The sequence below is a fragment of the Pseudomonas crudilactis genome, assembly GCF_013433315.1.
GTDB lineage: Bacteria > Pseudomonadota > Gammaproteobacteria > Pseudomonadales > Pseudomonadaceae > Aquipseudomonas > Aquipseudomonas crudilactis.
Genome location: NZ_WXVV01000012.1, coordinates 181,373 through 193,276, shown reverse-complemented (window position 1 = coordinate 193,276; position 11,904 = coordinate 181,373). Strand labels below are relative to the sequence as shown.

10 protein-coding genes are annotated in these 11,904 nt (G+C 60.4%); 4 read left to right on the top strand and 6 right to left on the bottom strand.

The genetic code is table 11. From position 1 onward, the window contains the following. Positions 1-31 precede the first annotated feature (31 nt). Both GTU76_RS15600 and GTU76_RS15595 read left to right on the top strand, forming a co-directional pair. Positions 32-1,030, top strand: a complete 999-nt coding sequence (locus tag GTU76_RS15600; protein ID WP_016987811.1) for an NAD(P)H-quinone oxidoreductase — start codon at positions 32-34, stop codon at positions 1,028-1,030. 112 nt (positions 1,031-1,142) lie between these two features. Beyond that, complete coding sequence (locus GTU76_RS15595) at positions 1,143-2,087, top strand: alpha/beta hydrolase (RefSeq protein ID WP_016987810.1); 945 nt, start codon at positions 1,143-1,145, stop codon at positions 2,085-2,087. On the opposite strand, the gene GTU76_RS15590 is transcribed toward GTU76_RS15595, so the two are convergent. Then, positions 2,084-3,895, bottom strand: a complete 1,812-nt coding sequence (locus GTU76_RS15590; protein WP_180699007.1) for an ABC transporter ATP-binding protein — start codon at positions 3,893-3,895, stop codon at positions 2,084-2,086. The genes GTU76_RS15595 and GTU76_RS15590 overlap by 4 nt on opposite strands. Before the next feature lie 223 nt (positions 3,896-4,118). On the opposite strand from GTU76_RS15590, the gene GTU76_RS15585 reads away from it, so the two are divergent. Next, complete coding sequence (locus tag GTU76_RS15585) at positions 4,119-4,532, top strand: VOC family protein (protein WP_016987809.1); 414 nt, start codon at positions 4,119-4,121, stop codon at positions 4,530-4,532. 57 nt (positions 4,533-4,589) lie between these two features. Here GTU76_RS15585 and GTU76_RS15580 read toward each other — a convergent pair whose 3' ends face one another. From GTU76_RS15580 to GTU76_RS15560, 5 genes are all read right to left on the bottom strand, one after another. After that, positions 4,590-4,919 carry a hypothetical protein gene (locus GTU76_RS15580; protein ID WP_016987808.1) on the bottom strand — a complete coding sequence of 110 codons (330 nt, stop codon included), beginning with the start codon at positions 4,917-4,919 and terminating at the stop codon, positions 4,590-4,592. Positions 4,920-5,069: 150 nt separating this feature from the next. Next, positions 5,070-6,095: an RNA 3'-terminal phosphate cyclase gene (rtcA, locus tag GTU76_RS15575; RefSeq protein ID WP_016987807.1), complete on the bottom strand. Its 1,026-nt coding sequence runs from the start codon at positions 6,093-6,095 to the stop codon at positions 5,070-5,072. 8 nt (positions 6,096-6,103) lie between these two features. Continuing rightward, the gene (locus GTU76_RS15570) at positions 6,104-6,892 is read right to left on the bottom strand and encodes a nucleotidyltransferase domain-containing protein (protein WP_016987806.1); all 789 of its coding nucleotides are present in this window, start codon (positions 6,890-6,892) and stop codon (positions 6,104-6,106) included. A 14-nt stretch (positions 6,893-6,906) separates the two neighbouring features. Then, entirely contained in the window at positions 6,907-8,133 is a 1,227-nt protein-coding gene (locus tag GTU76_RS15565) for an RtcB family protein (protein WP_016987805.1), read from the bottom strand. A gap of 336 nt (positions 8,134-8,469) precedes the next feature. Then, positions 8,470-10,017 carry an RNA-binding protein gene (locus GTU76_RS15560; protein WP_180699006.1) on the bottom strand — a complete coding sequence of 516 codons (1,548 nt, stop codon included), beginning with the start codon at positions 10,015-10,017 and terminating at the stop codon, positions 8,470-8,472. Between the two features lie 204 nt (positions 10,018-10,221). On the opposite strand from GTU76_RS15560, the gene rtcR reads away from it, so the two are divergent. Continuing rightward, on the top strand, positions 10,222-11,826 hold the full coding sequence (gene rtcR / locus GTU76_RS15555; RefSeq protein ID WP_016987803.1) for an RNA repair transcriptional activator RtcR: 1,605 nt from the start codon (positions 10,222-10,224) through the stop codon (positions 11,824-11,826). Positions 11,827-11,904: the final 78 nt, after the last annotated feature.

The window sequence follows — 11,904 nt, the reverse complement described above, 5'->3', positions numbered from 1 at the left end:
ACTTACACCACTCACGCCAAGAGGAACCGATATGTCCCTGCCCAATGAAATGACCCGAATCGAAATTACCGAACCCGGCGGCCCCGAGGTCTTGCAACCGCGACGCGTGCCGCTGCCGGTTACCGCAGATGGCGAAGTGCTGATCCGCGTGCACGCCGCCGGGATCAACCGGCCAGACGCCTTGCAGCGTGCTGGCAAATATCCGATGAAGCCCGGCATGAACCCGATTCCCGGGCTGGAGGTCGCCGGCGAAGTCGTCGCACTCGGGGCGGGTGTCAGCCAGTTCGCCGTGGGCGACAAAGTCTGCGCGCTGACCAATGGCGGCGGTTATGCCGAGTACTGCGCCGTCCCGGCCGGCCAGACCCTGCCGATTCCAGACGGCCTGGACTGGGTGCACGCCGCCGCGATCCCGGAAACCTTCTTCACCGTGTGGGCCAACCTGTTCGGTCTCGGCGGCGCCAGCCATGGTCAACGCGCGCTGATTCACGGCGGCACCAGCGGCATCGGCACCACAGCCCTGATGCTTTGCCGTGAATTTGGCATCGAAGCCTTCGCCACCGCCGGCAGCGCAGAGAAATGCGCAGCGATCAGCAAGCTCGGCGGCATGCCGATCAACTATCGTGATGAAGAGTTCGCAAAGGTCATCACCGAGAAAACCGCTGGCCAGGGCGTCAATGTGATTCTCGACATAATGGGTGGTTCGTACCTCAACGCTAACGTCAGCGCTCTGGCGATGGATGGCCGTCTGGTCATGCTCGGGTTCCTCGGCGGCGCGCGGGCCAACGACTTTGATCTGCTGGCAATGATGGCCAAACGTGCGGTCATTACCGGATCTCTCTTGCGCGCGCGCACCGCTGCCGAAAAAGCCGCGATTGCCGATCAACTGAGTGAGCACGTATGGCCGGCACTGTCTGCCGGGCGCTGCCTGCCGATGATCGACAAGGTTTATTCACTCAACGACGCGGCTCAGGCCCACGCGCACATGGAGGCTGGCGACCATATCGGCAAGATCGTGCTGCAGGTCGTGTGAGTCCTTGCAGCATTTGGTAATCGTTGCGCCGGGGCGGTGGTCGAAAAATTCACGCGCAGGCCGAGGCATCTGGTAAAAAGCGTTCTTTGTCTGCGCCTTGGTGAAACGTTTAATGTTCCAGTCCTTCATGACGCGTCTACGACGCCGCCGTTTGGCGTTTGCCTGCATGGCCGCGCTGATTATCGGCGTGCCGGCGAGTTGTGGTGTGCTGCAACACACCGAGCGCAAATTGCTGTTTCGCATTGAGCCGGGCACCGCCGGCTGGTATCACGGCTTGCCCGGCAGTGTGCAGGAACTCGACCTGCAACCGAAGAGTTTCAAGGCCGGGCAAAACATCCATGCCTGGTGGTGGCCGGCGGAAAAAGCCAATGCGCCGGCCATTCTTTATCTGCATGGGGTGCGCTGGAATCTCACCGGGCAGCTGTTCCGCATCGAACAATTGCGCGCGGCAGGTTATTCGGTACTGGCCATCGATTATCGTGGGTTCGGGCAGAGCAAAGGCGACCTGCCCTCGGAAAGCAGCGTTTACGAAGATGCGCGGGTGGCATGGGAGCGTTTCAAACTGCTGCAACCGGACCCAGCCAAACGGCTGATCTACGGACACTCTCTGGGTGGCGCTGTGGCCATCGATCTGGCCGCTGAACTCGGGCAGACCGCCGCACGCGATCATTCCGCGCTGCCAGTGCGCGGGCTGGTGATCGAATCCACCTTCACCACGCTGGCGGATGTCGCTGCCTCCGTGGCCAACACGTCACTGCCGGTGCGCTGGCTGCTGTCGCAGAAATTCGATTCGATCGACAAGATCGCCGACATTCATATGCCACTGCTGGTGGTGCACGGTCTGGCTGACGCGTTCGTGCCACCACGTTTCAGTGAGCAATTGTTCAACGCCGCGCAACAACCCAAGCGCCTGCTGTTGGTGCCGGGTGCCACGCACAACAACAGCATGGCGCTGGGCGGGCAGAATTACCGCCAGGCGCTCGACAGCCTGATGCAGAGCAAGCCCGTCCCTCGGGTTGCCGGGCCGACAACCGTGCGCAGCGGCCGGGACACTTAACGGTAGCCGCGAGCCTGCAAATCGAACAGTTGCGCGTAATGCCCGGCAGCGGCGAGCAGTTGATCGTGACCGCCCTGCTCGAGGATTTGGCCGTGTTGCAGGACGATGATGTGGTCAGCATTGCGCACGCTGGAAAAGCGATGGGAAATCAGCAAGGTCATGCGCCCTTCGCTGTGCTGGCTGAAATGCTCGAACACCGCCGCTTCGGCCGCCGGATCAAGGGCGGAAGTCGGTTCATCGAGGATCAGAATGTCGGCATCACGGCGCATGTAAGCGCGGGACAAGGCAATCTTCTGCCACTGCCCGCCAGACAACTCCTGACCACCGGCAAACCAGCGTCCCAATTGCGTGGCATAGCCCTTGTCGAGCCCTTCGATGAAAGGCGCCGCCATGCCTTGGGCAGCCGCCTCTTTCCACCGTTGCGCGTCGTTGAACGCCAAGGTATCGCCGACGCCAATATTCTCGCCGACGCTGAACTGGTATCGGATGTAATCCTGGAAAATCACGCCAATACGCCGACGTAATGCGGTTTCCTGCCAATCCTGCAAATCGCTGCCGTCGAGCAGGATGCGCCCTTGATCGGGGCGATAGAGCCGGGTCAATAACTTGATCAACGTGGTCTTGCCAGAGCCATTCTCCCCGACCAGCGCCACGCTCTTGCCGGGCACTAGTTGCAGGTCAATATTTTCCAGGGCCGGCCGACTGGCACCGGGATAACGGAAACCGACGTTTTCGAAACGCAAACCATCTCCCGGGCACGCTCCGACCGTCAGGTGGCCGGTATCGACCTGAACCGGTTCGGCCAGGTATTCATAAAGACTGGTCAGATAGAGGCCGTCTTCGTACAAGCCGCTGATCGCACTCAGGCTGCTGCTCACCGCGCTTTGGCCTTGCTTGAATAGCACCAGATACATGGTCATCTGACCGAGGCTGATCTGGCCATGCACGGCATCGATCACCACCCAGGCATAGGCCACATAAAAAGCCGCCGTACCGAGCAGACCGAGGCCGAAACCCCAGCCGTCGCGCCGCAACGTCAGGCGCCGGTCTTCGGCATACAGCCTGGCAAAGGTGTCGCGGTAGCGTTGCAGCAACAGTGGGGCAAAGCCGAACAGCTTGACCTCTTTGATATACGTTTCGTGAGACAGCAAGGTTTCGATGTAGCTCTGCTGTCGACTCTCTGGCGCGCGGCGGGTGAACAGACGAAAAGCGTCACCGGAAAAATGCGCCTCGGCAAAGAACACCGGCAACGCCCCCACCACCAACAGCACCAGCGCCCAAGGAGAAAAGTGCACCAGCAGCACACCGAAGCTGATCAACATGATCAGGTTTTGAATCAAGCCCAACGACTTCATCACCAGCGCCAGTGGCCGGGTCGAAGCCTCGCGCCGGACACGCACCAGTTTGTCGTAGAACTCGGAGTTCTCGAACTGCACCAGTGACAGGGTCTGCGCTTTCTGCAAAATCAGCGTGTTGACCTTCTGCCCCAGTTGCACCCGCAGCAGCGACTGCTGCACCGACAGTGCCCGTTGCGTGCCGGACAACATTGCCAACACCCCCGCCTCCAACAACACATAACGCAACACCGGCCACAGCGGCGCACTGCCCTGTTGTGCGTGTAACTGCATCGCCGCCACCACGGCATCGACAATCCGCTGGCCCAGCCATGCCGCCAGTGCCGGCAGCAACCCGGCCACCAACGTTGCCAGCACCAGCCCGAGAAACAAGCCACGCGATGTCCCCCAAACCAAGCGCAAGGCTCGCTGCGCCTGATCGAACAAGGAGGTGAAACGCGATAGATCAGGCATGGGGCATTGGACTCGGCAGGTGATGGCGGTGCGTTATGGTACTCCAGCGCTACGACTGAATTTCACACGACGAGCGCGTTATCGTCGACGCGCTTTTCAGAACAAAAACATCTGGAAGACTCAGGCCTTTCCGACGTCCAACGCTCTGCTATGTTTTAACCGCCCTACGCGGAACCCGGCGAACCCCCGCCACGCTCCGCGCCTGACTGCCGGGAGCAGAGACATGAGAATCAACCCGTACCTGATCTTCAACGGCGACTGCCGCGAGGCGTTCACCTTTTACGAGCAAGCCCTGCAGGGAAAACTCGAGGCCATGATGACGTTTGGCGAGACGCCCGCCGCCGAGCATGTGCCGAAAGAGCATCACCACCTGATCATTCACACGTGCCTGAAAGTCGGCGATCAAATGATCATGGCCTCGGACACCACGCCCGATCGGCCGACTCAAGGCATGAGCGGCTGCTCGATCTCGCTGAACGTCGACAGCATTGCCGAGGCCGAACGTGTGTTCAACGCACTGGCCAAGGACGGTCGCGTCGACATGCCGCTGGAAGCGACCTTCTGGGCCGCACGCTTCGGCATGCTGGTGGATCGCTTTGGCGTGGCGTGGATGGTCAATTGCGAGAGCGAGAAGTAACGCTGAGATTTCGTCAGGCATGAAAAAGCCCAATCTGAAAAGATTGGGCTTTTTGAGTTATCGCTGGGCCAATTCGTGGCGTACGCATTGTTCGTAATACGTCTGCTTGACCGCCGCCGGCTTGAGCTTCGACGTGCTGTTGTAGGTTTGCTCGGTAATCCCCATCGCGGTCATGCGCATCCATGGCTGCTGGAAGCGGCGCACCTGCAATTGTTTGCGTGCGCCGTACAGCGAGACGCCAGACAACTTCGATTGCTGGGCACCGGCAGCAATGTCCGAGCCCCAGGTGCAGGCAAAGCGATGGCTTTTGCTCAGCTCCTTCGCCTGCACTCCCACCGCGAAAACAGCCAGGGAAAGCGTTGCAACGGTGATGACAATCGTCCGCATAAGCCAACCTAACCTTCTGAAAAAAGGCGATTTTGCCGGGGAAGCGCAAAGCCGGGGGCCAGCAATTTGCCGCCTTTCGCGAGTTTTTTACGGACGTAAAAAAGGGCGGTGGGATTTCCTGATGAAATCCCACCGCCCCTGGCCTGACGATCAGTTGGCGCTGACCTCAACGCGCAATCGATCCGCGCCCTCCTCCCGACAATCGATGCGAACCGGCAAAAACACCTCGATCACCGCGATATTGCTGTGCAGATGCTCGGTCATGCGCGGCGTGGTAAACGAGCCGCCACCGGCCAGCGCCATTGGCAACAGCAATTGATCGGCAAGGTGCTCGGCCACCGCAGCACCACTGCGCAACCAGTCGGCGGCTTGATTGATCGCGGCGTCGGCGACCTTTTCAGCCCGTAGCGACACCTGGCCAAATGCGCTGAACACCTCGGTGACGTGCTCGAATGCGTACTCCAGCAGCAACACATTGCCCGGGCCCCGCGCCGGATCGAGCGTGACATGTTGCAGCGCCACAGGCGGCAGACTCAAACGCTTGGCCACCTGGCTCAACTCACGTTCGGCCACCGTCGGTGCCAGCCCGGCGGTCAGCGCCGATGCCTGTTGCGAAATGGCCGCGCCGCGTTCACACAGGTCCAACCGCGTCAGGTTCGACGGCTGCACGTTCACTTCAATCTCACCACCGCCTGCCGGGACAAATCCATGTCGCAACAAGTCCAGCTCAACGTTGGCGCCCATACGCCGTAGCAGCGGCAGCCAACTACGCGTGAGAAAGTCGGTCGGCGGCGCCAGCGGATTATGCGTGCCACCCGAGATGCGCACCCGGCTCGCCTGCGGAGCCCGCAACAGTGCCGGCAACAAAGTCTGCAACACCAGCGTGCAACTGCCGGCCGTGCCGATGGCGAACTGATAATCGCCGGAGCGAATCGCGCCGGGTTCAAAACTCAACGCTTGCGAGCCCAACTGCGCACCGGAAACCGTCGCGCCGCAGACCTCGGCCGCCGCCATGACGGCCGTCAAATGTTGCCTGAGCAATCCCGGACGGCTGCGTTTGGCGCGGATCTGTTTAATGCGAAACGCCCGGCCTGTCAGCATCGACAGGCTCAAGGCACTGCGCAACACCTGGCCGCCACCGATGGCACCGTCCAGTTCTATCACTTCCTGTTTCATTGCATTCCTTACGCGTGCAACCCGACGGTTTCCCTGAGGTACCGATCCAGGCGTCGCGAGTCTTCCTGAGTTCTGAGTAATGTGGGCACTTCGCGCTCAAGTTCAGCGGCGATGAACCCGTGCAACGCCGGACGACGCGGCCCGTAGGCGCTCTCGTCGGCATTGCGTTTGAGGGCCAGCAGTTCGGCGACTTCCGCGAGCAGCGCGCGGTCGTCGACGGTGGTCAGCAGGTCGGCGAACGTCATCGGCGGCCGCCCTCGGCCCTGGTCGATCCAGCGCACCGCCAGCAGTGGCCGCAGCACGTAGAAGTACTTCTTGAAACGCACGGTTTCACCTTGCAGGTAACCGCGAAAGTTCTTCTTCGCCATCGACAGATAGTGATTGCGCGCCGCAGGCGGGCTGTAGAACGCTTCAGCGAGTTCGCGCAGCTGTGCCACTTGCGCGGTTTCACTGCGATAAACCAGCGGCGAGTCGAGCCACTCAAGCAATGTCGGATTGGACTTGCGCAACAACCCGAGGGTTTTGCGCAGTTCCCAGCCACTGACGTCGAGTTCATCGTCCAGCGGACGCTCGATCACATCACGTGGCGTATCGACCTGGACGAACCACTCGGGCTTCTCCACATAAACAAACCGCACGTCGTAATCGCTGTCGGTCGAGGCAAAACCCCAGGCCCGGCTGCCGGACTCGCAGGCATATAAAACGGTGACATTGCGTTCGCGCTCTATGCGCACCAGCTCTTCCAGTACCCGCGCACGCATCGTGGCGCACAGCGGATGACGCTCTTGCAGTTCCATGATCTGCTTTCCTTTTATCCTTTGACGCACACCACCTGACGCAAGGTGTGCAGCACTTCCACCAGCTCACGCTGGGCGTGCATGACTTTGTCGATGTCCTTGTAGGCCATCGGAATTTCGTCGATCACCGCTTCGTCCTTGCGGCACTCCACATGGGCAGTGGCGCGAATCTGATCTTCGACGGTGAAGGTGTTCTTGGCCTTGGTGCGGCTCATCGTGCGACCGGCGCCGTGGCTGCAGGAGCTGAACGACTCTTCGTTGCCCAGACCGAGAACGATGAAACTCTTGGCGCCCATCGAGCCCGGAATAATCCCCAACTCGCCCTTCTTCGCCGACACCGCGCCTTTGCGGGTGACCAGCACCTCTTCACCAAAATGCCGCTCTTTCTGCACGTAGTTGTGGTGGCAGTTGACCGCTTCCAGCGCCACTTCAAACGGCTTGCGAATAATCTGCCGCGTCGCCTGAATCACCGCGCGCATCATCAGTTCGCGGTTCTGTTTGGCGAAGTCCTGCGCCCAACCCACCGCTTCCACATAATCATCAAAGTGCTGACTGCCTTCTTCGAAGTAGGCCAGGTCACGGTCCGGCAGGTTGGCAATGTGTTGACGCATATCCGCCTGAGCCATCTGGATGAACAGGTTGCCGATGGCGTTACCGACACCGCGAGAGCCACTGTGCAACATGAACCAGACCCGGTTGGCTTCGTCCAGGCACACTTCGATGAAGTGGTTGCCGCTGCCGAGCGTACCGAGGTGCCCACGGTTGTTGGTGTTGGCCAGTTTCGGGTACTTGTCGGTGATCAATTTGAACCGAGGCTGCAGCCCCGCCCAGGCCTGATCGGCTTGCTGCGGGATTTCATCCCAGGCGCCCTTGTCGCGTCGCGACCGGTTTGAACTGCGGCCATGCGGCACGGCTTGCTCGATGGCGCTGCGCAGACCGAGCAGGTTGTCCGGCAAATCAGCGGCGGTCAGCGACGTACGCGCGGCGATCATGCCGCAGCCGATGTCGACGCCAACCGCTGCCGGAATGATCGCGCCGACGGTCGGGATCACGCTGCCGATGGTCGAGCCCTTGCCCAGGTGCACGTCCGGCATGACCGCCAGATGTTTGAAGATGAACGGCATTTTCGCGGTGTTCATCAACTGCTCCCGAGCCTCGTTTTCCACCGGGACGCCTTCGGTCCAGAGTTTGATCGGTTTGCCGTTGGCGACTTCGAGCAGTTGGTAAGTGTGTTCTTTCATGTCTTCATTCTTTATTCATTGGCCGATGATTCGGCGTTGTTCTATAAGTTGCAGCGACAAAAACACAGGCACTGTGGCTCTGCCAGTTGAGCCCCCGTTGCCGGGGCGGGAGTCGAACCCGCGTTCCGATGGAGTACCTGTCGCATTCGCTGCCAATAACTGCAAAAAAGGTGGCACGACAAAAGTTGATGACTGTTGCGCGTTGCCGCGCTCCGGACTTAACCGGCCTTGGATGTACAGCCATCAGGCATTCGTGCCGTCACTGGCGCTGACAAGGGCTTGATGAGACGTCTTGGATGTAGTCCCATCGGCATTCAGCGCCGGTGATCAATCAATTCATGACGCGCTTTCGATCGCCTCGACCCAGTGCTGCGCGCTGTATTGGCCGCTGGTGAACTGCTCGATCACGTCGAACACCGCATCGCTGAAACCGCCGACATTCAAGATGTCATCGCGATCCGCCGCCTGTGTTGCAGGGCCTGGCTGGATGTCGATGCACACCAGCCTTGCCTGTGGGTTGAGCTTCTTGATCCGCTCCCATTGGCGCATCGTCTCGCTGGCGCCGCGACGCTGCGAATCGATCCACGATTCGTTGTCCGAGACCATGATCAACGTATCGACCCTGGCCTTGCTGTCCGCCAACCTCTTCAGCGGTGCCGAGCAGTTGGTGCCGCCGCCAAAAATCCCGGCGAGCTTCTCGGCGTTGCTGATCACACTGTCACGCGGGTTGAGCTGGATATCCACCACGTTGACCTCGAACGGCATGACCCGCGCAGCCGGCTGCTTGCGCAAGACCGCTGCGGCGACCAGCGCCGCCACGTCGATGCAGCGCACCTGCGAAGTCGCGCCAGGGCGATAACCGGTCACCGGGCTGCCCATCGAACCCGACACATCCGGGCAAACCACCACCGCGCCCTCAAGCTTGGGCACGTTGGCCAGCGACAACTCCAGCGCCTCCTGCAAGGCGTCGCGGATCGCTGCCGGGGTGTTTTCGCCAATCATCCGATACGCCGACAACAACTGGTACGGATACACCCGCGCCTTCGCCACTTCCTGTGGATCGGCCAATCGCGCCGCGACATAGTCGATGCACCCCGGCACTTCAAACGCGCCGTGCCGCGCCAGGCTGTTGAGGTTGATGCGCAGTCCCTGCCAGCCCATGTTGCGGGCTTGATGGGCCCATTGTGACTGGCTCAATGTTTCGTTGCCGAGCAACTGAAACGGCACTGCCGGCACTTCATCACTCGCGCCGCTGCGAAACGCCAGCAAATCGCGAGTCAGCTCCGGCAAGGCCTTTGCCTCCACCGGTTTGCCGATCAACCAAGCGAAAAACGCTTCACGCCACGCTTCGGCAGGTTTTGGGTGAACCATTTTCACCACGTCCGCCAACGACGGTTGATTGCCGATCGACGCTTGCAGCAGTTGCCGCTCGGTCGCGCTGTTCAGCCAGTTCTGCACCAGACGCTTGGGTTGCGAGCCAAGGGATTTACGTCCGGTAGCACCACTACGGAGGATCTGCACAAAGTTGCGCAGCATCTTGCCGCTATCGATCACTTGCTCGAAAACCTCTGGCACCAGACTTGAACGCTGCGCGGTCAATGCCGCCAGCAACAATGCCGGCATGTCTTTCATGTGACCTTTCTTGCGAGCGTAGATCGCGGCTTTCGCCACGAAGCGGCTGTCCAGCTCGGCCACCAGCTTCAGCACTTGATCCAGCTGACTTTCTGCGGAGGCGTAAAAGGTCTGGCTCAGGCAACCGGTGACTGCCAATTGCGCCAGTTGGTGCTTCGGGCTGTAGGCATAAGCGCTGGCACCGGAGGCATTCAAAGTATCGCAGGCCGGCAGGTGATTCGATTGCGTGTTGAAGAGATTTGAGTTGGCCATCTTGGCGTCTCGCTGTGTTGTCCTGTTCGTTGCGATAGCTATTGCAGCGGCTGTGCCAGCTTTTGATCTCTTTCGAAAAAAATTCATATCTAATTGATTTATATAGTTTTTATTTATTCGTTTGTTTTTCATCGAATGAACTGACGACAAACCCTTCGCCGAATAATTATCATTGGATATCGTCTTTTATCTTTTGAGATAAACATGCCAAACAAGCACACCGTCGCCATCGGTTTTATCGGTGCCACCCTTGATCGCGTCGGCAAAGGCGCCAATCGCTGGAGCCATTGGCGCCCCAGCGTTGGCTTGTGCCAACAGCAAGAGGTGTTGATCAACCGGCTCGAGCTGATTCACGGCATCGACGCCCGCGACGTCAGCCTCGCCGAGCGAGTGCGCGCCGACATCCAGCAGGTTTCGCCGGAGACCGAAGTGCGCCTGCACCCGATGGCACTGCGCAACCCGTGGGATTTCGAAGAGGTCTACGGTGCGTTGCACGACTTCACCACCGCCTACGATTTCGACACCGAGCGCGAGGACTACCTCGTCCACATCACCACCGGCACCCACGTCGCGCAGATTTGCTGGTTCCTGCTGACCGAGGCGCGCTATCTGCCGGCGCGGCTGATCCAGACCTCCCCGGCCAAGCGCAACAGCGACAGCGATCACGCCATCGGCACTCACGCTCTGATCGATCTCGACCTGTCGCGCTACGATCGCATCGCCTCGCGCTTCGCCAACAAGCGCCTCGAAGGCCTGGAGTTCTTGAAGTCCGGCATCGCTACACGCAACGCGGCTTTCAACCGCTCGATAGAACAGATCGAGCGCGTGGCAGTGCGCTCGAAGGCGCCGATGCTGCTGATCGGTCCGACCGGCGCCGGCAAATCCTTTCTCGCCCGACGCATCTACGAACTCAAACGCAGCCGCCATCAGATGCAGGGACGTTTTGTCGAGGTGAACTGCGCCACCTTGCGTGGCGATGGCGCGATGTCGGCGCTGTTCGGCCATGTCAAAGGCGCCTTCACTGGCGCACAGAATGCTCGCGACGGCCTGTTGCGCGCCGCCGATGGCGGCATGCTGTTTCTCGATGAGATCGGCGAGTTGGGCGCAGACGAACAGGCGATGCTGCTCAAGGCGATTGAAGAAAAACGCTTCTTTCCGCTGGGCTCGGACAAGGAAGTCGAAAGCGATTTCCTGATCATCGCCGGCACCCACCGCGACCTGCGCAGCCGAGTCGCTGATGGTATGTTTCGCGAAGATTTGTACGCGCGCATCAACCTGTGGACGTTCGACCTGCCCGGCCTCGCCGGTCGCCGCGAGGACATCGAACCGAACATTGATTTCGAGCTGGAACGTCACGCCCGCGAACACGGGCAACTGGTGCGCTTCAACCTGGAAGCCCGGCGCAGTTATCTGGCGTTCGCCAGCTCTCGTGAGGCGGCGTGGCTGGGCAACTTCCGCGAACTGTCGGCCTCGATCACGCGCATGGCGACCCTGGCCGACAGCGGACGGATTGATGAGGCGCAGGTGCAGGAAGAGATCGACCGGCTGCGTTATGCCTGGGGCTTGGCGCAACCGCAGGCGATTTCAGGAGAGTTGCCGGGGGACGCCGAAACCATGGATCTGTTTGACCGCTTGCAATTGAAGGCAGTGATCGAGGTATGCCGGCAGGCAGACAGCTTGTCCGATGCCGGCCGCCGACTGTTCGGAATTTCGCGCCAGGCCAAGGCACAACCCAATGATGCCGATCGACTGAGGAAATACCTCGGCCGATTCGGGCTCGAGTGGGGCCAGATTATCGAGCCCAAGTGAGGCGAACTTTAGCGACAGACCGCCCGTCCAGCAGCGGGCACCTTTGCTTGCCGGGCGCTTCCAATGAATCACCATCCG